The organism is Pseudoalteromonas lipolytica (assembly GCF_003515105.1).
Classification (GTDB): Bacteria; Pseudomonadota; Gammaproteobacteria; order Enterobacterales; family Alteromonadaceae; genus Pseudoalteromonas; species Pseudoalteromonas lipolytica.
Window position 1 is genome coordinate 1,021,429 of record NZ_CP032090.1, and the last position, 20,310, is coordinate 1,041,738.

Here is a 20,310-nt window from a genome sequence, read left to right on the forward strand (position 1 = left end):
CGGGTAACGAGCAACGGGTAACGAGCAACGAGCAACGGGTAACGAGCAACGGGTAACGAGCAACGGGTAACGAGCAACGGGTAACGAGAAACGAGAAACGAGTAGCTAGAAACGAGTAACGGGCATTATGCTTTAAGGTTATGCACTATTTTTTTATCGCCTTGAATCACACTGCCACCTTGATCGTAGGTCATCGATGAAGGTGCGCCAATCAAGATATCTTTTAGTTGCTTAACACTAAGCTGGGCTTGATGAGCTGCATGTGCATTCACATCATTTTTCTTTTTACAGGCTGCAAGAAGAGAGTTTACTTTAGAAATGAGTTCGTTTACTTCATCATCTGGCGAGTCATTTTTGCTAACCAGCGTTTGCACTTCTTTATCTATTAACTGAATTTGCTGTAGTAGAGAGACTTTTTGTTGGGCAATACTTTTTAGCCCCTCACCACGTTTTGCAGCAATGGCTGTTAATTCATCATCCAAAAGCACAGCAATAGACTCTAAACAAGTGACTTGTTGTGTTAATTTGCTGGCGATTAAATGATTATGATCAGCCATACACATCAAACTCAAATGCGGCGATATTTTTAGCTAACTTTTCAGCATCAATTTGGTATTTACCTTCGCTGATTGCTTTTTTTAACTCAGCCACTTTATTGCTATCAAAGCCAGACGACTGTTCAGCTTTATCTTGTAAAGATTTAAGTTGTTTAGCCTGAGGCGTTAAGCTTACCGAATCTGCACTTGCTTTTGGCGCTGTCGATTTTGCCGCTGCCGCGTTAGCGTTATCTTTTTGTAAATCAAGATTTTTTTGCTTGGTATTCGTCAACACAGAAGTTTGTTGTTGACCATTATTGACATTGCTTACCATAATTTTTGACCTATACATTACCCAACATATGCCTATATATCGGCGGGCACAGCGGATACTTTAGCATAAATATAAAAAATTAAATATTCACTTGCACAGACTCAACACCATCCACACGTGCATTTAATACTTTACCTGATTTTTTGTTTTTTACACGTACTAATTCGTCTAATGTGCCATCTTCAAGCGCAATACCTGTTGTTTTGATCCTCAAGCCACGCAGTGAAGCATAAATAGTCACATTGTCGCCTTTACACACCATGCAAACATGGCTCATTACAATAGGCACACCACTGCGAATATTGCGCTTGCTACGACTGCCGACAAGCATTGATTTTTCTTGAACATATTGCGTTCTTACAAACTGCTTAGGTTTCATCTCTAAGCGCAAATGCTCTGCTCTAATTACTTCACCGCGTGCTAAATTGGTTGTTACGACAACAACGGGTTCCAGCTCAATAATGCGAACATGCACATATTGAGTCCAACTATTTATGTCATCGCATTTAAGTTGTACGGTAACCTGCCGATTAAAAGGAGGTTCTGTCGGTAATGTTTTATTTAATGGCGATTCACACAATCTTTCTGGAATACGGCTATCAAGTGGTAATGCACTTACTTGCGGTGCCGTATCGAGATCGGGGATCTGCTCGCTGACAAAATCAATAGCGATTTGTTGAAGTTGCTCGTTATTATACACTTCAGCTTGTAGATGCGTGGCAAATAACAAGCTAGAAAGAAAATAAAAAACACTGTATCTTCGGCTTTTTTTTAACAAACTCATATTGTTTCGACTATGCTTATTGTTGAAAACAAGGTATAAATATTTTGCGTCAAAAAACAGACGCTTCGTAACCTTATGTAGCTTTAACACAAAGTAAGCAATTATTGTTCCGGCTCTGGTTGTTTATCTTTAGGAGATTGAAATGGCAGGCATTTTAGACTCAGTAAACCAGCGTACACAGTTGGTTGGGCAAAACCGCCTTGAATTACTATTATTCAAACTCAGAGGGCGACAACGCTTTGGTATTAACGTGTTTAAAGTAAGAGAGGTTCTACAATGTCCACCGCTTACAAACATGCCAAAATCGAATGCTTATATTCGTGGTGTTGCACACATTCGTGGTCAAACCATTTCTGTTATCGATTTATCAATGGCTGTTGGCGGTCCTGCCATTGAAAATATCAAAGATAGTTTTATTATCATTGCGGAATACAATCGTTCAGTGCAAGGGTTCTTAGTCGGTGGCGTAGAGCGCATCGTTAATATGAACTGGGAAAAAATTATGCCGCCACCTTCAGGTGCAGGGCGTTACTCTTATTTAACCGCGGTCACTGAAATAGAAAACGAACTGGTAGAAATCTTAGACGTCGAGAAGATCCTTAACGAAATTTGCCCTGTTAACACTGAAGTAAGTGCGGATGTGATTGGTGAGGGAGAAATCCAAAAAGATTTAGGGGAGCGAATCGTTTTTATTGCTGATGACTCGGCCGTTGCGCGTAATCAGGTAAAACGTGCGTTAGAACCTCTCGGTGTACAAACTGAACTCGCTAAAAATGGTAAAGAAGCTTTAATACGCTTACGTGAAATAGCAGAACTTGATTGTGTAAATAATATTACTGAGCGAGTTGGCTTGTTAATTTCAGACGTTGAAATGCCAGAAATGGATGGCTACACCTTAACCGCAGAAATTAAGGCCGATCCAAAATTATCACCTTTGCATGTAATCTTGCATACATCACTCAGTGGTGTTTTTAATCAAGCGATGATAGAAAAAGTGGGTGCCGATGATTTTATTGCAAAATTTAACCCAGACGAATTAGCGACTGCCGTTAAAAAGTGGGTTCATTGTGATTAATTATTTATAGGTGGTATTACTTTGGAAAATAAGCACTTACAACAAAGCGAATACGATCAGTTCCGCTCTTTTTTAGAGCAACAATGTGGCATTGTACTAGGCGATAACAAACTTTATTTAGTGAAAAGTCGCTTGGCGCCATTGATGGCGCGTTTTAATGTTGAGTCATTGTCACAGTTGGTAAGTAAAACCTTGAGTCCTCACGAGAGGCAGCTTCGTGCCGCAGTGGTTGATGCAATGACAACAAACGAAACTTTGTGGTTTCGTGATCAATACCCATTTGAATTGCTTAAAACTAAACTTTTCCCTGAATTCAAAGAATTGCGTCGTCCAATTAAAATTTGGTCAGCGGCAAGTTCATCAGGTCAAGAACCGTATTCTATTGCCATGTCGGTTGCTGAGTTTCAATCTAAGCAACCTGGCGTTTTAAAAATGGGCGCACAAATTATCGGCACAGATATTTCTAATACTATGCTTGATATGTGCAAAAACGCAGAATATGACTCACTGGCTTTGGCACGTGGCCTGTCTGTTGAAAGACGTCAAAAGTTTTTTAAAGACAGTGGTAACGGTATGGCTCAAGTAGTTGATCCAATAAAGAAAATGGTCAGTTTTAGGCATTTAAACTTATTGGATTCGTATGCCTTGATGGGTAAATTTGATATTATTTTTTGCCGTAATGTATTGATCTACTTTGCACCCGAAGTAAAAGCAAAAATTATCGCGCAATTTGCGCAAGCACTTAATCCAAAAGGGTACCTGTTTTTAGGCGCTTCAGAGTCAATGGCTGGCCTTAGTGACAGTTTTGATATGGTGCGATGTAATCCGGGTATCATCTACCAGAAAAAGTAATCTTTCCTTAGCAACCTAGTTCTTAGGTTGCTAATTTCATTATATATCAACACCTTAATTATAAAATAATCATGCTTAATTTTTGGCTTACCTTTTGCATTAGCTAAGGAGAGTCAAATTTTTGGAGATGGTTATGGCTATCAGTTTTGATAAAGCATTCGGTGTGCATCCTCATGCCATGTTGATCCGTTCACAACGCGCTGAGTTATTAGCGACAAATATCGCTAATGCTGATACGCCGGGCTATAAAGCGAAAGATGTCGATTTTGCATCCGCATTAAAAGCGGCAAAAAGCAACCAGCACGGCGGCAATAGCATGGTAAGAACGGATGAGAAACACCTTGCCGGTGGCAGTCGATTTGTTGGTAATTCAGAAATGTTTCGTACGCCAAATCAAGCAGATACAGGTGATGGTAACTCTGTTGATATACAAGTGGAACGAAACTTGTATGTACAAAACTCATTAGAGTATCAGGCAAGCCTGCAATTTATGAGTAGTAAAATTAAAGGCCTTAAAAAAGCCCTCGGTAGTCAAGGAGCTTAATCATGAGTTTATATAATGTTTTTGATATTTCGGGCACGGGTATGAGCGCACAAAATGTTCGCTTAAATACCACAGCAAGTAATATTTCGAATGCAAATACAATTAGCTCAAGCCAAGACCAGACATACCGAGCGCGCCATCCTGTGTTTGCTGCTGAACTTACAAAAGCGTCAGCATCGCAAAGTAATCCGCAGGGCTCTTCTGTTGGCGTTAAAGTATTAGGCATTGTAGAGAGCGATAAGCCGCTACAAATAGAATACAACCCGAATCACCCCAGCGCGGATGAAAATGGGTATATCTATAAACCAAATGTCAACGTTGTAGAAGAAATGGCTAATATGATTTCTGCCTCTCGCTCTTACCAAACAAATGTGCAAGTTGCTGATGCAGCTAAGCAAATGTTAAGTAAAACACTGTTGTTAGGACAACGGTAATCGAGGATAAGTTATGAGTAACGACATCAGCTCTGCATCATCATCCTATATGGATAGCTTGCGTTGGAATGAGACAAACACGCCAACAGCAAAAGAAGACAGTAATACACTGTCTCAAGAAGATTTCTTTTCGTTGTTAACGCAGCAGTTGTCGTTTCAAGATCCGAGCAATCCTGCTGATAACGATCAAATGATTGCGCAAATGACGAACTTTACCATGGCAGAAGGTATTTCAAATTTAAACACAAAATTTGAGTCACTCACTGCATCCATGACATCAAATTCGGCATTACAAGCGTCAACGTTAGTGGGTAAGCAAGCATTGCTTGAGTCAGAGACTATTGACTTTGATGGCGAAAATTTAGCTAAAGGTTCCGTTGTGGCAGAAACAACTGTTGAATCTCTTACGTTAAGAATCACTGATTCGACGGGACAATTAGTTCGCACTATTGATTTAGGATCGAAATCTGCCGGTGCTCACCGTTTCGAGTGGGATGGTAAAGATGGTGAGGGCAATGTTCTTCCTGAAGGCGAATACAATATTAGCGCTGAAGGCTTCGTAAATGGAGACTACAGCAGCATGCCTCTGGCAACCTTTAAGAACATTGAAAGTGTCAATATTAATGGCAGCAGCGGCATTATCGTAAATACAAAAGAGGGTGCGGTTAGGCTAACTGATATAGCTGAAATCGCATAATTAAAAAGGTTTGGGTTAGCTTAGGCTAAGAGATAGGTTAGAGGTGAGTTATGAGCTTCAATATTGCATTAACAGGTTTAGCAGCCGCACAAAAAGATTTAGACGTAACGGCAAATAATATTGCCAACGTAAACACAACGGGCTTTAAAGAGTCGCGTGCTGAGTTTGCTGATGTGTACGCATCGTCAGTATTTAGTTCTGGTAAAACAAAAAACGGCGACGGTGTTAAAACAGCAACGGTTGCACAACAGTTTCACCAAGGGTCGTTATCATTCACAAATAACTCACTTGATTTAGCAATCACAGGGGAAGGTTATTTTGCGATGAGTGATGACATCGCATCACAAGACTTTACATATACGCGTGCGGGTGCATTTAAATTAAATGCAGATAACTTTGTTGTTGATGCCAATGGTAACTACTTGCAAGGTTTCCCTGTTGACCCATCAACGGGTAATACGACGTCGGTAAGTTTAAGTACTACTTCACCGATTCAAATTCCTGATGCTTCAGGTTCGCCTCGTCATACGAGTAATATCTACAGCTCAATGAATTTAGACGCACGTGTCGATACGCCAACAACGACAACCTTTGATCCAACTGATAGCACGAGCTATAACTCGTCTACTTCAACAACTGTTTATGACTCATTAGGTGAGCCGCATGTTGTACAGTTATTTTTTGTAAAGCAAGACCCTACAGCAACGCCAAATACGTGGGAAGTGTACGCCACAATGGATGGTCAAGCGTTTGATGCTTCAGGTGCTGCAACGGGCACAGGTGCACACACGCCAATTGATACACTTGAGTTCACGGCGGCGGGTTTACCGAACGTAACCGCTCCAGAAACCACATTTGATGACATTATTTTGCCTTCAGATGCTTCGACAGGTTTATCGACACTACTTGGTAATGGCGCACAGTTCCCGAATGAAATCACGGTTAATTGGCGTGATGAAGCAGGCACCGCTAATAAAGTGCCTACGCAATACGCTAGTAACTTTGAAGTAAAAGCACTTGAGCAAGATGGTGCGACAGTCGGTCGTTTAGCGGGCATTGATATTGGTGCAGATGGAAAAGTAGTTGCTTCATACAGCAATGGCGATACTTCATTCTTAGGCCAAGTGGCTATGGTGCGCTTTTCAAACTCTCAAGGCTTACAACAAGCAGGTGACACTTCTTGGAAGAAAAGCCTAACCTCGGGCGAGCCTATTGCGGGTGAGCCCAACTCAGGCACATTGGGTTCAATTAACTCATCAGCACTTGAGCAATCAAACGTTAACTTAACGAATGAGCTGGTTGACCTTATCAGCGCACAGCGTAATTTCCAGGCGAACTCACGTGCCTTAGAAGTTAACTCAACATTACAACAAAATATCTTACAGATCCGTTAATTTTAGCGGCTCTAAGCTTAATCCGACACGAAAGGCTGCCCCCTCTATTGGCAGCCTTTTTTTATTTTCCTTTTCTTATTTCCGCGTCAATTTTACTTTGGCACTTTTATTGCATTTCATAGTTATCGTATTTTTAGTGAGTCAATGTTATGGACAAAATGGTCTACATTGCCATGTCTGGTGCAAAGCAAAGCTTGCGTGGCCTTGAATTAAAGGCAAACAACTTAGCAAATGCAAACACCACTGGCTTTAAAGCTGATTTTGCACAAGCACGCTCAATGCAAGCATTTGGCGAAGGCTTGCCATCGCGTGTATTCGCAATGCAAGAGCGCCCAGGTTCTAACATGGAGTCGGGTGGTTTTGTTGAAACAGGCCGAGAACTTGATATTGCCATGAGTGATCGGGGTTGGTTAAGCGTACAAGATGCATCGGGCAATGAAGCCTATACCAAAACAGGCACGCTGAATATTACTCCCGATGGCGCATTGATGACCAGTCATGGTCGTCAAGTTATTGGCGAAGGTGGCCCCATTATTTTGCCTTTACCAATCGAGAAGATTGAATTTAGTTCTGATGGGTCAATTCAGGTGCGTCCACAAGGGGCACCTGCAAACTTTTTAGAAGTGGTTGATCGTTTAAAGGTAATCGAAGCCGATAACAATCAACTAGAAAAAGGCAATGATGGCTTATTTAGGCCAAAGCCAGACATGTTGGTAAATGATTTATGTGGGTTTTGCGACATTTCAAATAATGTAAAAGTGCTTTCGGGCACCCTTGAAATGTCCAACGTTAACCCCGTACATGAAATGGTCGATATGATCAGCAATCAACGCCAATTTGAATTACAAGTTAAATTGATGAAAACAGCGGAAGAAATTGATGAACGTCAAGATCAGCTGTTACGCATTGTTTAAGATGACTGAGAGGGTAGAGTTATGAATCCTGCATTGTGGATCAGTAAAACCGGGCTTGACGCCCAACAAACCGATATTTCGGTGATCTCAAATAATCTCGCGAATGCCAGCACGGTCGGTTACAAAAAAAGCCGCGCCGTATTTGAAGATTTACTGTATCAAAATATTAATCAGCCAGGTGGTCGTTCCTCACAAGACACTGAAATGCCATCAGGTTTGATGTTAGGCGCGGGTGCGAAAGTGGTTGCTAACCAAAAGAACTTTTCACAAGGTAACATGCTTACCACTGAAAATTCATTGGATTGGATGATTTCAGGACCGGGCTTTTTTGAGGTCTTACTCCCAGATGGCAATATCGCTTATTCGCGTAATGGTCAATTTACCACCGATGAAGATGGCCGCATTGTTACCGCGGGAGCCGGTTTTCCTGTGCAACCAGAGATGAATGTGCCAGACGATGCACAATCAATTACGGTATCACAAGATGGTGAAGTGTCGGTGCGTATCTCAGGCCAAGCTGACAATGTTGTTATTGGTCAGCTAACTATCAGTGATTTCATCAATCCATCTGGCCTTGAGCCTATGGGTCAAAACCTTTACACCGAAACGGCTGTAAGTGGGGCTCCTGTGCAAGGTAATCCCGGTATTGATGGTTTAGGAACTGTTGTACAAGGTTCACTTGAAACTTCAAATGTGAATGTAACAGAAGAGCTCGTTAACCTCATTGAAACACAGCGAATTTATGAAATGAATTCAAAAGTGATTTCGGCTGTTGATGAAATGCTTAGTTACATTAACCAACAGTTATAATGGGTAGGAGGCAGCATGCGTAACATTATCTTAGTCACATCAACAGCGTTATTGCTCGGTGGTTGTATGGCAACACAAAATAACCATGTGGTTCAGGATGACCCTTACTATGCGCCAATGTACCCAGAGCCTGCAGCAGAGCAAATGGTACCCACTGGTTCATTATTTGATAGTTATTTATCAAATGACCTGTATTCAGATAAAAAAGCGTTGCGGGCAGGCGATATCATCACGGTTAAACTGCAAGAATCGACTCAGGCAACCAAAGCGGCGAAAACCGAAACCGATAAAGAAACCGACGCAAGCCTTGACCCAGTCATTGGTTTAGGCGGCAATCCTGTGAATATAGGTGGTGATAGTATCCAATTTGGTATTGGTTCAGATTCATCATTTAAAGGTGATTCTAAATCGAATCAATCGAACAGCTTATTTGGTGATATTTCAGTTAATGTTATGCGAGTTTTGCCGAACGGTAACTTAGTGATCCGTGGCGAAAAGTGGCTTACTTTAAATACCGGTGAAGAGTTTATTCGTCTTGAAGGTTTAGTGCGTCCCCAAGATGTGACAGCAGATAATACGGTGACTTCAAACCGAGTTGCGAATGCGCGCATTCAATACTCAGGTAAAGGTCAACTTCAAGAAGCGCAAAGTGCGGGTTGGTTAACTCGCTTCTTTAGCAGTTCTATTTTCCCATTTTAGAGGATACAAATCATGAATGGGTTTAAATACATTATTGCTCTTTGCTTAATTAGCGTACAGTTTTCTGTTCAGGCTGAGCGAGTTAAAGATGTGTCTATGGTTGAGGGTGTACGCTCAAATCAATTAGTCGGTTATGGTTTAGTGGTGGGTTTACCTGGCACGGGCGAGCAAAGTCGTTTTACAGAGCAGAGCTTTAAAGCGATGTTAAATAGCTTCGGTATCACGCTTCCTGCGAACTTAAAACCAAAGATTAAAAATGTTGCAGCCGTTGCTGTACATGCCGAGTTACCCGCGTTTAGAAAACCAGGTCAAACCATTGATATTACCGTGTCTTCAATTGGCAGTGCAGGAAGCTTACGCGGTGGTACGTTATTACAAACCTTTTTGAAAGGGGTTGATGGTAATACGTATGCCATTGCACAGGGCAGTTTGGTCGTGGGGGGCTTAGGCGCAGAAGGTGCTGATGGCAGCCGAGTGATTATAAACACTCCCACCGTTGGCCGAATTCCGAATGGGGCAACGGTTGAGCGCGCTGTTAAAAGCCCGTTTATGCAAGGTGACTACATCACCTTTAATTTGAATCGTCCAGATTTCACAACGGCAAAGCGCCTAGAGCAAACTATTAATGATTTAGTTGGGCCAAACAGTGCTCAAGCAATTGATGCAGCGTCTGTACGTGTCATTGCACCGCGCGATGCATCGCAGCGCGTATCGTATTTATCAACGCTTGAAAACTTAGAGTTCACACCGGCTGATACTGCGGCAAAAATTATTGTCAATTCACGTACGGGCACCATTGTTATTGGTAAAAACGTAAAATTACAGCCAGCTGCAATTACCCACGGTGGATTAACCGTGACCATTGCTGAGCAGCAAAACGTATCGCAGCCGAATGCACTGAGCGAAGGCGAGACGGTGGTGACAAACCAAAGTATTATCGATGTTAATGAAGATGACTCTCGTGCTTTTGTGTTTAATCCAGGTATTAGCCTTGATGATTTAGTGAGAGCGATAAACGAAGTTGGTGCCGCCCCAGGTGACTTAATGGCTATCCTTGAAGCGTTGAAAGAGGCGGGAGCCATAAACGGGCAACTTGTTATTATATAATCAATTAAAAACGCGCTGAGCTCAGCGCGTTTTTTCATTTCTACCTCCCCTCAATCTGATAAATCCTCTTTTGGCGTAATTATTGCATTTGATTATGCATTATTAATTATTGTGTCAAAAAGCTGATGGATACGAATCATCTCGACAAGCAAAACTTTTTTGATTTAGGCAACTTAGACTCATTGCGTCAAAGTGCTCTAAAAAGTGATGCCTCTAGCGATGCGTCAAAAGAGGCGCTGAAAAAAGCGGCGGCACAATTTGAATCTATCTTTACGCAAATGCTGCTTAAAAGCATGCGTAAGGCTAATGAAGCCTTTGAAGACAAAGACAGTCCGTTTAACTCGAGTGGCGTAAAATTCTTTGAAGAAATGCATGATCAACAGCTTTCTGTTGAGTTGTCTTCTAACGGCTCACTGGGTTTGGCTGATCTTATTGTGCAGCAGCTATCGCCCGACGGTAAGAAATTTACTCCTGGTTCCGTGTTAAGAACAACCGCGGAGTTTGATAGCGATAAGCGTGTTCGCGGTAATCAAGAAGCTAAGCCAGAAACACACTCAATGGCTGAAGTTGCCACTGATGAGCAATCAGAAAACCGCTTTGAAGATGCTGAGTCTTTCATTAGCTCTGTTTGGGAGCACGCAAAAAATGCGGCTGAAAAAATTGGTTTAAACCCTGCTGTTATGGTTGCTCAAGCTGCGCTTGAGACAGGGTGGGGTAAGCATATTATTAGTAAAGCGGATGGCACCAGTAGTAATAACCTTTTTAACATTAAATCTGATAAGAGCTGGCAAGGTGACAAAGCAAGTAAAGTTACGCTTGAGTTTGAGCAAGGTGTGCCTGTTAAAAAGCATGCAAGCTTCCGTTCTTATCAGTCAATTAAAGACAGTGTGAATGATTTTGTTGATTTCTTAAATGAAAACCCACGTTATCAAGACGCACTAAAAAACACCGCAGAACCTGCAGCCTTTTTAGATTCGTTACAAAAAGCAGGTTATGCAACTGATCCAAATTATGCCAACAAAATTAAGCAGGTATTGAAGCGTGTTGAGCTTCAAAGCGTCGCTGCTTCATTGGTACGTTAAGGAGTAAGTCCTCATGTCATTCAGCTTATATGACATAGCAAATTCAGGTGTAAGAGCGAATTCTGAGCTTTTACAAACGACCAGTAAAAACATAGCCAATGTAAATACAGCGGGTTATGTTCGTGAGCGCACTGAGTTCAGCACCATGATCGACAACCAAGTTGGTCGGGGTGAAACGTATCGTTTACTCAATGAGTTTGCTCAAAAACAGCTAAATCGTGATACGTCAAATAAAGCATTTTTTGATCAGTTTGTAACAGAAGCAAGCCGAGTCGATAGCTTGTTTTCTGAAGAGTCGAATAGCTTATCAACCAGCATTAACTCGTTTTTTAATAATGTTCAAGAAAGCTTAAATCAGCCTTCATCGACGGTGGCGCGTTCGCTGGTTATGACAGATGCACAAAACCTCATTGATCAAATGGACAGGCTTTCAAGCATCGTGGTTGACCAGCAGACTGTTGTGAATGAGCAATTAGAAATTTTCTCGGACGAAGCAAATAACTTAATCCAAAGTATTAGCGAATTGAACTCTAAAATTGCCGCGGTGCATGGCACTGATCGTGAGTCAGCGTCTAGCGGACTGTACAACGAGCGCGACAAAGCAATTCGTGACTTATCAGAACTCATTGATGTAGAAACTCTCAACGGTAATAACGGTGAGAAACAAGTCTATTTGGGATCTGGTCAAGCATTAGTGATGGAAAGCGGTACATTTAACCTGTTTTCATTTACTGGCGATCCCGATCCTAGCTTCAAAGAGCTACATTTAGATGTTAATGGTGGCAAAGCCGTGCCGCTTGAGGTTGATGTAAGTAAACTTAAAGGCAAAATAGGCGGCTTACTGTCATTTCGTGATGACATTTTAGTGCCAGCCCAGAATCAATTAGGCCAAATGGGCTTAGCCCTTGCTGATGCCTTTAATCAGCAAAACCGTCTTGGTATGGACGCAAATGGTGAAATTGGTGGTGATATTTTTGCCATTCCAACGGTGAATGGTTTTGGTTATCAAGCTAATACCGGTTCATCGACCATGACGGCAACACTTGAACCTGGTAAGGGCAGTGAGTTGCCTGCCAGTGATTTTATAGTTACTTACACCAGCGCATCGACAGTTGAAATTCAGGCAATCGATAATAAAGGTGAACCGGTAGGCACCGCATCAACAGCAAATGTGGTTGGCGGTGTGATTGATTCATCAACGATCACCGGTGGCGAAGCCTTCGGTTTACAGCTAAATGTGTCTGGTACCGCAAACGCAGGCGATCAATTTCAAATTAAATTAAATTCACAGGCAGCAACAAGCTTAGAATTGGCAACAGAGCGTCCAGAAGATTTAGCGCTGGCTTCACCCATTCGCACCGCAAATGATATTAATAATAACAGCGACGCGAGTATTTCAGCTGGAACTGTATCAGATATTGCCAATTCAAGTGGAATTGCGGTAGGTCCACCACCGAGCTTAGCAAACGGTGATATTACCCTGGTAAAAACCGCCAATGCTAACGAATATCAAATTACCGACGGCAATGGCACCAGTACTTTTACGATTACGCCACCTGCAGAAAATATTCTTGCGCAAGCGGGAGCACCTTACGATACTTACGGGTTTGATTTTAATATCGAAGGTACACCTGCAATAGGTGATACGTTTACTGTTGAGTTCAATGAGGGTGGTTTCGATGATAACCGTAATGGTTTATTACTTGCCGACCTACAAAATGGTGAGTTAGTGCGTCAAAACGTTGAAGCGAGTAGCACGGCTGATAATCATCAAACATTTAATCAGGCTTATTCGGGGATCGTAACCGATATTGGTGTTATTACTAGTCAAGCGCAAACGAACGGCGCAGCATTTAATGCGCTCGCAGAGCAGTCAGAAGCGTGGTACGAATCTCTGTCAGGTGTAAACCTCGATGAAGAAGCAGCCAATTTACTGCGGTTCCAACAATCGTATGCAGCATCAGCACAAGTACTTGCAACAGCGCGTACTATTTTTGATACCTTATTAAGTGCGGCGAGGTAATTATGCGTATTTCAAATAACATGATGTATAAGAATAACCTTAACTCTATTCTTAACAGTCAACAAAATGTCAGTAAAGCACAAGAGCAAGTCAATACGCAAAAGCGCGTATTAACAGCCGCAGATGATCCTTCTGCTACAGCACGTGCATTGCTTTACAGTGACCGCATTCAGGGTAACGAGCAGTACAGCAAAAACATTACAATGCTAACGAGTCGATTAACCACAGAAGAAAGTGTACTGCAGAATATTAAAGGTGCACTTGAATCTGCCTATACCTTATCAATCCAAGCAGGTAATGGCGCTTATAGTGATATTGACCGCGAAGGCATTGCTGAAGAAGTAAAAGCACTGCAAAGTACCGTGCTTGATTTAATGAATGCGAAAACAGAAGACGGTAAGTATATTTTTTCTGGTTATCAAGATAATACCCCTGCTTATTCTTATGATAGTACATCGGGTAGTTATCAATATGGTGGCGACCAAGGTCAACATAAGATAAAGGTCGCAGAAGGTGTTGAAATAAAATCAAGTGATAATGGCTATGATACTTTTGAAAAAGTCGATGCACGTTTAAATGTGGTGTCGAACGATGGTACAGTTTCAGGCGGCATAACCAGTTCTAAAATATATGTCACTGAGCAAGCTGAGTTTGATAAATTTCACAAAGCCAATTACAACGCAGATCCGACGGCAGCAGCCAATGCGAATACCCTGAGCTTTATTACCACAACTGGCACCCCAAATACTTTTGTGGTCGAGCTTGGCGGAACCGCTATTGACAGTGGTAGTTTTGAAAACGGTAAAATAATCTACCAAGGTATGGAAATTTCTGTTGAGCCAGTTGCTAATGGGCAGATTGACGTTCAATTAGAAGCCCCACAAAAAGAAAACGCCCTCAATACTTTAAATAGCTTAATTGCGGGGCTCACCAATCCTGATTTAACTCAGGATGAGTTTGACCAAGTATTGGCTGATGCAATAGTGCAATTAGAGAATGCTAAAAATAAGGTGTCGTTGGTTCAAGCTGGCCTGGGTGGCAGGTTAAATACGGCAGAAAAAATAGAGCAATCAAATAGTGATTTAGATATTAGCAATAAAGCAGCGAAAGCAGAGCTTGTTGAACTTGATATGGCAGAAGCTATTACTGAACTCACTAAGCAAGAAACGGCGTTGCAAGCATCCCAAGCAACTTTTGGTCGTTTAGCAAACCTTTCGCTATTTGATTATTTATAATTTCCCCCAAGCTAAGCTCATTTTTTGAGCTTAGCTTTTAAAAACCACTTTTAAAATATCCCTTTCTACGTCATTTAAGTATTCGTTTTTATTTCTTTAGACTTAATGTCACCCAATTTTTTACTGCTTGTTTGCTGTGGTTTAATTTTGAACAGTAAAAAGTTGATGTTTTTTACTGTTTAAATTCATAGTATTAGAAATATTTTTAAATTTTTTATAAAAATAGCTAAAGGATTTTTTGAGCGGACCGATAACTTAATTAACCAAGCAGCGTAGCAAATAACCGCTACCGCTTAATTAGAGTAAGTTTGAGAGTAAATGATAAGTTTACTTCGGGAGAAATATCATGGCACTTTATGTAAATACAAATGTTAGTTCATTAAACGCTCAAAGACAATTAATGAATTCAGGTAACTCACTTGATACTTCGTTTAAACGTTTATCATCAGGTTTTCGTATCAACAGCGCAGCTGATGATGCAGCAGGTCTACAAATTTCTGACCGTTTAACATCACAGATTAATGGTCTAAACCAAGGTAATCGTAACGCGAATGATGGTATCTCTCTAGCGCAAACAGCTGAAGGTGCGCTTGACGAAGTAACATCAATGTTCCAACGAATTCGTACTTTGGCGCAACAAGCATCAAACGGTTCAAACACAGATGAAGACCGTTTGGCTATTCAAGAAGAAATTCGTTCACTATCTTCTGAGGTTAATCGTGTTGCTGCTGATACAACGTTTGGTGGTCAAAACCTACTAGATGGTAGCTACGAAGCAAACTTCCAAGTGGGTGCTGATGCGGTGCAAACTATCGGTTTTAGTATGCAAAATGTAGGCGGAACTGCTAACACAATGTCTGCAAACGGCGGTTTCACATTATCAGGTATCGCAGGTATTGCATCTGCAATTTCAGGTAGCGTGCTTGCTTCAAGTGTTGCAGGTGTGAGTGATGCAGGTGGTACGGCAGCTGCTTCAACATACACTTATTCAGGTGTATTTACTGAGACAGGTATTAGTGTATCTACTCAAGGTAATGCGCAAGCTGTGTTAGCAGGTATGGATGCAATGATTGCGGTCGTAGATAAGAAGCGTGCGGAATTGGGTGCTGTACAAAACCGTTTTCAGTCAACAATTCGTAACCAATCGAATATCTCTGAAAACCTAAGCGCTGCACAGTCTCGCATTAAAGATACAGACTTTGCTCAAGAGACAGCTAACTTAACGAAGATGCAAATCTTACAACAAGCTAGCCAAACAATCTTAAGCCAAGCAAATCAACGTCCACAAGCGGCATTAAGTCTTCTAGGTTAATAGTTAGCTTAAAGAATATGAAGTCAAAATATTGACTTAAAGAAAAAGCGCCTTTGTCTAATGGGGTATTAACAAAGGCGCCAAGATAGGATTATAAAGCGGAGGCGCTCAAAATCCTGACAGTAGTGTTCTAACATTTGTAAGAACATAAATTACTAAGCACAGATTATGCCATAGTTTGTGTTGATTTAACCCACTCTTAAACTTATCTCTTTATAAGGCTCCTTTGGAGCCTTTTTTCGTTCTCTTTATTATCTTTTTAAATAATTGGCCTACTAATTGCTCTACTTATCTCAAGTTAACTAACTAACCCGCAAAGTGGCAGTTTTTTGCCCCAGGCGACTTAGGTTTGCCGCTGTAACGAGTCACTTTGTCAAAATCACTTTTGAAGTGACTAAACTTTGACAGATAAGAAGAGAGTTTATTATGGCTTTATATGTAAATACTAATGTTAGTGCGTTAAACGCACAAAGACAATTGGACAGAACAGGTACTGATTTAGATACTTCATTTAAACGTCTATCTTCAGGCTTACGTATTAATAGTGCTGCTGATGATGCAGCAGGTTTACAAATTTCTGACCGTTTACAATCGCAAATTCTAGGCCTTAATCAAGGTAACCGAAATGCGAATGATGGTATTTCACTTGCGCAAACAGCTGAAGGCGCGATGGATGAAATTACATCTACATTTCAGCGTATTAGGACGCTTGCTCAACAAGCTGCGAATGGTTCAAATACGGATGAAGATCGTTTGGCAATTCAAGAAGAAATTCGCCAGTTATCTGATGAAGTTAATCGTATTGCTACAGATACAACTTTTGGTGGTCAAAACTTACTTGATGGTAGTTATGAGGCTAACTTTCAAGTGGGTGCTGATGCAGTACAAACTATCGGCTTTAGTATGCAAAATGTCGGTGGAACAGATAATTCATTATCTACGAATGGTGGTTTTACATTATCAGGCATCGCCGGAATAGCATCAGCAGTATCTGGTAGTGTTTTAGCTTCAAGTCTTGCAGGAGTCAGTGATGCAGGTGGTACAGCAGCTGCTTCAACGTATTCTTATGCTGGTGTGTTTACAGCGTCAGGTATTAGTGTGTCAACGCAAGGTAATGCACAAGCTGTATTAGCTGGTATGGATGCGATGATTGCTGTTGTTGATAAAAAGCGAGCTGAACTTGGTGCGGTACAAAACCGTTTCCAATCAACGATTCGTAACCAAGCTAATATTTCAGAGAATTTATCAGCTGCAAAATCGCGTATTAAAGATGCAGACTTTGCTGCAGAAACAGCAGCGTTGACAAAAAACCAGATCCTACAGCAAGCGAGTCAAACAATCTTGGGTCAAGCAAATCAGCGACCTCAGGCTGCGTTGAGCTTACTTCAAGGATAAAAAATTAAATAATATTTAAAATATTTACAAATAAAGCTAAAGCTTTCGCTTTATCAGACGATAAATGAGTTAGAGAACTATCAATCTAGGACTCTAAGTCGGTTGAATAGCAGGGTAGGGGTATCCCGCTATTCTTCTATAAAATGATAAAGCGGAGGCTAATATGGCTTTATACGTAAATACTAATGTGAGTTCATTGAACGCACAGCGCCAGTTAATGAATTCTGGCAACTCATTAGATACATCATTCAAACGTTTATCATCTGGTTTACGCATCAATAGTGCGAAAGATGATGCGGCTGGTATGCAAATTGCCAACCGTTTAACAGGCCAAGTTAATGGCTTAACTCAAGGTAACCGTAATGCCAATGATGGTATTTCACTTGCGCAAACTGCTGAAGGTGCGCTTGATGAAGTAACATCAATGTTTCAACGTATACGTACACTTGCTCAACAAGCAACAAACGGTTCAAATACTGATGAAGACCGTTTAGCGCTTCAAGAAGAAATTCGTTCTTTATCTTCAGAAGTAAACCGTGTTGCAGAAGATACAACTTTTGGTGGCCAAAACCTTCTGGATGGTTCTTATGAAGCAAACTTCCAAGTCGGCGCAGATGCAGTTCAAACAATTGGTTTTAGCATGCAGAATGTTGGTGGAACAGCCAACACGATGTCTGCAAACGGTGGTTTCACGCTATCAGGTATCGCTGGTATTGCATCTGCAATCTCTGGCAGTGTATTAGCGTCATCGGTAGCTGGTGTGAGTGATGCAGGTGGTACTGCTGCCGCTTCAACTTATACTTTCGCTGGTGTATTTACAGAAACAGGTATCAGTGTATCGACACAAGGTAATGCTCAAGCTGTTATGGCTGGTATGGATGCGATGATCGCGGTTGTTGATAAGAAGCGTGCTGAACTTGGTGCGGTACAAAACCGTTTCCAATCAACCATTCGTAATCAATCAAACATCGCTGAAAACTTATCTGCGGCACGTTCTCGTATTCAAGATACAGACTTCGCAACAGAAACAGCTAACTTAACTAAGATGCAAATCTTACAGCAAGCTAGCCAGTCAATCTTAAGTCAAGCAAATCAACGTCCTCAAGTAGCGCTTTCTCTACTAGGCTAATTTACTTGATTTATAAGCCACTTTAGACAGAGGTATTTTTTCCTGAAGTGGCTTATACTTGATATGAGTTAACATTTTGAGGTGTTATGATGATAGATCTTAATTCAACTCAAAGGTCTAATGAAAACCTTTCAACAACGAATAGTGCCAACAACACAAAAGCAGAGTTAGATAACGCAAAACTCGCGAAAGGCACGGAACTTGCTGGAAGAGAACCAATAGACATAGAAAGACAGTCTAAGACTGAGCAAAAAGATAAAAAAGATCTGATTGCTGAAGTGAAGCAAAACTTAGAAAAGCTGAATGAGTATATTCCCGTTACTTCGACAAATTTGATTTTTGAATTTGATGAATTGGGTGACCCCCCAGTAATCAAAGTTCTTGATAAACAGAACGATGAAGTAATTCGAGAAATCCCTACCGAGGAATTTCGAGAAGTGGCTAAAGCTTTGGAAGAATTTGCCGATAAATTAAGCAATAAAGGTTTGCTCTTCGATAGAACTGCATAGAGATTTAGATATTTTAGGAGTATTAGTATGGCTTTAATTACATCAGCAGGGGTTGGTTCTGGCCTTGATCTAGAAAGTATTATTAGTGCAACACTGTCAGCTGAAAATACCCCTAAATTACAAGCTTTTGCTAGAAAAGAACAATCTTTGCAGGTCGAGCTTTCTTCACTTGGTGAAGTAAAGTCAGCAATGTCTACGCTTCAAGATACAATTGAAAAGCTAGCAGACATTGATAATTTCAACAAGCGTATTGCTAACATCAAACAGCCTACGAGTGATGATGGCGATTTAATTTCGGTTACACCTACTTCTGACATATCACCCGGTGATTTTAATATTGAAGTGGTTGAACTTGCTCAAGGTAGTAGAGCAACATCTAATGCTGGTCTATTTACGTCAACAGATGATGTAGTGACAGCATCAGGCGGTACATTATCATTTGCCGCTGGCGATAAGAGCTTTGATCTTACACTTGATGCGGGCGCCACGCTTGCTGATTTACGAGACGCAATTAACAGTTCTGATAATAATTTTGGTGTGACTGCTAATATTATAAATACTGGAACAGAATCAAAGTTAGTGCTTAGCTCTAGTGTGTCTGGAACTGGCAATGATTTAGTTATTACTAACGATAATGCTGAACTCGATAATGTTTCAACAGTTGCAAACGCTGGAGGAGCTGGTGGTATCGCTATTGCTGCGGGTAATGAAGCACGCGATGCAACAATAAAAGTTGATGGTATCACTATAACTAACGACACCAATACTTTTAAAGATGCTGTACAGGATATGACAATTGTTGCTAAACGTCAGAGTGTTGATGGCGAAACAGCGAAACTATCCGTTGAGACTGATAGAGAAAGCGTAACAGCTCTAGTTGATGAGTTTATAAAAAACTATAACAATTTAATCGGTCAAATAGGTTTACAGACTCGAATTGGCAAACCATTAAACTCAGATTCTACAATTCGTTCTTTTGATTCTCAGTTAGTAAATGCACTATCAACTCCCTTGACCGATGCAGGTCCATTTTCAAGCATATTTGATATAGGCTTAGGAATAGATAAAGAAGGCTATCTTGAGAAGTCTAGTTTAGTTCGCAGCCTAAATGAAGCGATGGATGAGAATTATGATGATATTGGCAAGGCTTTTGCAGGTGAAAATGGAATAGCAAAACAACTAGAGTCATTGTTTGATAACTATCTAGATTCTAAAGGGATCATGAATCAGCGAGAAACTAACTTAAACTCGCAACTTGATGACTTAGAAGATGATATTATTAATCATGAATACAGAATGGAAGAGTTAGAGGCTAGACTTCGTCAGCAATATGCGGGTTTAGACGTATTGTTAGCGCAAATGCAGTCAACACAAAGCTATTTGAGCGCTCAATTATCAAGCCTTCCAGGGTTTAAGAAGTCATCTTCGTAAACGCTGCTTTTCTC

21 protein-coding genes are annotated in these 20,310 nt (G+C 41.0%); 18 read left to right on the forward strand and 3 right to left on the reverse strand.

What is annotated here, in order from left to right:
* Window positions 1-125 precede the first annotated feature (125 nt).
* The 3 genes from flgN to flgA all read right to left on the reverse strand — a co-directional run bounded on the left by flgN (window position 126) and on the right by flgA (window position 1,654).
* Window positions 126-557 carry a flagellar protein FlgN gene (gene flgN, locus D0907_RS04595; RefSeq protein ID WP_036970220.1) on the reverse strand — a complete coding sequence of 144 codons (432 nt, stop codon included), beginning with the start codon at window positions 555-557 and terminating at the stop codon, window positions 126-128.
* Complete coding sequence (gene flgM, locus D0907_RS04600; protein WP_036970217.1) at window positions 550-870, reverse strand: flagellar biosynthesis anti-sigma factor FlgM; 321 nt, start codon at window positions 868-870, stop codon at window positions 550-552. The genes flgN and flgM overlap by 8 nt, the downstream gene beginning before the upstream one ends.
* A 79-nt stretch (window positions 871-949) precedes the next feature.
* On the reverse strand, window positions 950-1,654 hold the full coding sequence (flgA, locus tag D0907_RS04605; RefSeq protein WP_036970214.1) for a flagellar basal body P-ring formation chaperone FlgA: 705 nt from the start codon (window positions 1,652-1,654) through the stop codon (window positions 950-952).
* 142 nt (window positions 1,655-1,796) lie between these two features.
* Here flgA and D0907_RS04610 point away from each other — a divergent pair, with 142 nt between their 5' ends.
* From D0907_RS04610 to fliD, 18 genes are all read left to right on the forward strand, one after another.
* Entirely contained in the window at window positions 1,797-2,729 is a 933-nt protein-coding gene (locus D0907_RS04610) for a chemotaxis protein (RefSeq protein WP_036970211.1), read from the forward strand.
* Between the two features lie 21 nt (window positions 2,730-2,750).
* Window positions 2,751-3,581: a CheR family methyltransferase gene (locus D0907_RS04615; protein ID WP_036970209.1), complete on the forward strand. Its 831-nt coding sequence runs from the start codon at window positions 2,751-2,753 to the stop codon at window positions 3,579-3,581.
* Between the two features lie 133 nt (window positions 3,582-3,714).
* Window positions 3,715-4,125 (forward strand): flagellar basal body rod protein FlgB, encoded by a 411-nt coding sequence (gene flgB, locus D0907_RS04620; RefSeq protein WP_036971676.1) that lies wholly within the window; start codon window positions 3,715-3,717, stop codon window positions 4,123-4,125.
* Between the two features lie 2 nt (window positions 4,126-4,127).
* On the forward strand, window positions 4,128-4,559 hold the full coding sequence (gene flgC, locus D0907_RS04625) for a flagellar basal body rod protein FlgC (protein WP_036970207.1): 432 nt from the start codon (window positions 4,128-4,130) through the stop codon (window positions 4,557-4,559).
* Between the two features lie 13 nt (window positions 4,560-4,572).
* Window positions 4,573-5,256: a flagellar hook assembly protein FlgD gene (locus D0907_RS04630; protein ID WP_074988698.1), complete on the forward strand. Its 684-nt coding sequence runs from the start codon at window positions 4,573-4,575 to the stop codon at window positions 5,254-5,256.
* A gap of 50 nt (window positions 5,257-5,306) precedes the next feature.
* Window positions 5,307-6,650, forward strand: a complete 1,344-nt coding sequence (flgE, locus tag D0907_RS04635; RefSeq protein WP_074988697.1) for a flagellar hook protein FlgE — start codon at window positions 5,307-5,309, stop codon at window positions 6,648-6,650.
* Between the two features lie 149 nt (window positions 6,651-6,799).
* A complete protein-coding gene (locus D0907_RS04640; protein ID WP_036970198.1) occupies window positions 6,800-7,564 on the forward strand; it encodes a flagellar basal body rod protein FlgF in 765 nt (254 codons plus the stop codon).
* Window positions 7,565-7,585: 21 nt separating this feature from the next.
* Window positions 7,586-8,374, forward strand: coding sequence for a flagellar basal-body rod protein FlgG (gene flgG / locus D0907_RS04645; RefSeq protein ID WP_036970195.1), 789 nt, complete (start codon window positions 7,586-7,588; stop codon window positions 8,372-8,374).
* 15 nt (window positions 8,375-8,389) lie between these two features.
* Window positions 8,390-9,073 (forward strand): flagellar basal body L-ring protein FlgH, encoded by a 684-nt coding sequence (gene flgH / locus D0907_RS04650; protein WP_036970191.1) that lies wholly within the window; start codon window positions 8,390-8,392, stop codon window positions 9,071-9,073.
* Window positions 9,074-9,085: 12 nt separating this feature from the next.
* Window positions 9,086-10,180, forward strand: coding sequence for a flagellar basal body P-ring protein FlgI (locus tag D0907_RS04655; RefSeq protein WP_036970188.1), 1,095 nt, complete (start codon window positions 9,086-9,088; stop codon window positions 10,178-10,180).
* 125 nt (window positions 10,181-10,305) lie between these two features.
* A complete protein-coding gene (gene flgJ / locus D0907_RS04660; protein WP_118844082.1) occupies window positions 10,306-11,262 on the forward strand; it encodes a flagellar assembly peptidoglycan hydrolase FlgJ in 957 nt (318 codons plus the stop codon).
* A gap of 13 nt (window positions 11,263-11,275) precedes the next feature.
* On the forward strand, window positions 11,276-13,285 hold the full coding sequence (flgK, locus tag D0907_RS04665; protein ID WP_118844083.1) for a flagellar hook-associated protein FlgK: 2,010 nt from the start codon (window positions 11,276-11,278) through the stop codon (window positions 13,283-13,285).
* 2 nt (window positions 13,286-13,287) lie between these two features.
* Complete coding sequence (flgL, locus tag D0907_RS04670) at window positions 13,288-14,520, forward strand: flagellar hook-associated protein FlgL (RefSeq protein ID WP_118844084.1); 1,233 nt, start codon at window positions 13,288-13,290, stop codon at window positions 14,518-14,520.
* Between the two features lie 346 nt (window positions 14,521-14,866).
* Window positions 14,867-15,832, forward strand: coding sequence for a flagellin N-terminal helical domain-containing protein (locus D0907_RS04675; RefSeq protein ID WP_118844085.1), 966 nt, complete (start codon window positions 14,867-14,869; stop codon window positions 15,830-15,832).
* Between the two features lie 426 nt (window positions 15,833-16,258).
* Window positions 16,259-17,227, forward strand: a complete 969-nt coding sequence (locus D0907_RS04680; protein WP_118844086.1) for a flagellin N-terminal helical domain-containing protein — start codon at window positions 16,259-16,261, stop codon at window positions 17,225-17,227.
* 163 nt (window positions 17,228-17,390) lie between these two features.
* On the forward strand, window positions 17,391-18,356 hold the full coding sequence (locus D0907_RS04685; RefSeq protein ID WP_118844087.1) for a flagellin N-terminal helical domain-containing protein: 966 nt from the start codon (window positions 17,391-17,393) through the stop codon (window positions 18,354-18,356).
* Between the two features lie 89 nt (window positions 18,357-18,445).
* Window positions 18,446-18,865 carry a flagellar protein FlaG gene (locus tag D0907_RS04690; protein WP_118844088.1) on the forward strand — a complete coding sequence of 140 codons (420 nt, stop codon included), beginning with the start codon at window positions 18,446-18,448 and terminating at the stop codon, window positions 18,863-18,865.
* Between the two features lie 27 nt (window positions 18,866-18,892).
* On the forward strand, window positions 18,893-20,296 hold the full coding sequence (fliD, locus tag D0907_RS04695) for a flagellar filament capping protein FliD (protein ID WP_118844089.1): 1,404 nt from the start codon (window positions 18,893-18,895) through the stop codon (window positions 20,294-20,296).
* The last annotated feature ends 14 nt before the right edge of the window (window positions 20,297-20,310 follow it).

Excerpts from the sequence above, each read along its gene's own strand:
- D0907_RS04685 (WP_118844087.1), top strand. The coding sequence starts at position 17,391 with ATGGCTTTATACGTAAATACTAATGTGAGTTCATTGAACGCACAGCGC.
- fliD (WP_118844089.1), top strand. The coding sequence starts at position 18,893 with ATGGCTTTAATTACATCAGCAGGGGTTGGTTCTGGCCTTGATCTAGAA.
- D0907_RS04655 (WP_036970188.1), top strand. The coding sequence starts at position 9,086 with ATGAATGGGTTTAAATACATTATTGCTCTTTGCTTAATTAGCGTACAG.
- D0907_RS04690 (WP_118844088.1), top strand. The coding sequence starts at position 18,446 with ATGATAGATCTTAATTCAACTCAAAGGTCTAATGAAAACCTTTCAACA.
- D0907_RS04680 (WP_118844086.1), top strand. The coding sequence starts at position 16,259 with ATGGCTTTATATGTAAATACTAATGTTAGTGCGTTAAACGCACAAAGA.
- D0907_RS04610 (WP_036970211.1), top strand. The coding sequence starts at position 1,797 with ATGGCAGGCATTTTAGACTCAGTAAACCAGCGTACACAGTTGGTTGGG.
- flgE (WP_074988697.1), top strand. The coding sequence starts at position 5,307 with ATGAGCTTCAATATTGCATTAACAGGTTTAGCAGCCGCACAAAAAGAT.
- flgL (WP_118844084.1), top strand. The coding sequence starts at position 13,288 with ATGCGTATTTCAAATAACATGATGTATAAGAATAACCTTAACTCTATT.
- flgH (WP_036970191.1), top strand. The coding sequence starts at position 8,390 with ATGCGTAACATTATCTTAGTCACATCAACAGCGTTATTGCTCGGTGGT.
- flgG (WP_036970195.1), top strand. The coding sequence starts at position 7,586 with ATGAATCCTGCATTGTGGATCAGTAAAACCGGGCTTGACGCCCAACAA.
- flgN (WP_036970220.1), bottom strand. The coding sequence starts at position 557 with ATGGCTGATCATAATCATTTAATCGCCAGCAAATTAACACAACAAGTC.
- flgA (WP_036970214.1), bottom strand. The coding sequence starts at position 1,654 with ATGAGTTTGTTAAAAAAAAGCCGAAGATACAGTGTTTTTTATTTTCTT.
- flgB (WP_036971676.1), top strand. The coding sequence starts at position 3,715 with ATGGCTATCAGTTTTGATAAAGCATTCGGTGTGCATCCTCATGCCATG.
- flgM (WP_036970217.1), bottom strand. The coding sequence starts at position 870 with ATGGTAAGCAATGTCAATAATGGTCAACAACAAACTTCTGTGTTGACG.
- flgK (WP_118844083.1), top strand. The coding sequence starts at position 11,276 with ATGTCATTCAGCTTATATGACATAGCAAATTCAGGTGTAAGAGCGAAT.
- flgC (WP_036970207.1), top strand. The coding sequence starts at position 4,128 with ATGAGTTTATATAATGTTTTTGATATTTCGGGCACGGGTATGAGCGCA.
- D0907_RS04630 (WP_074988698.1), top strand. The coding sequence starts at position 4,573 with ATGAGTAACGACATCAGCTCTGCATCATCATCCTATATGGATAGCTTG.
- D0907_RS04675 (WP_118844085.1), top strand. The coding sequence starts at position 14,867 with ATGGCACTTTATGTAAATACAAATGTTAGTTCATTAAACGCTCAAAGA.
- flgJ (WP_118844082.1), top strand. The coding sequence starts at position 10,306 with ATGGATACGAATCATCTCGACAAGCAAAACTTTTTTGATTTAGGCAAC.
- D0907_RS04640 (WP_036970198.1), top strand. The coding sequence starts at position 6,800 with ATGGACAAAATGGTCTACATTGCCATGTCTGGTGCAAAGCAAAGCTTG.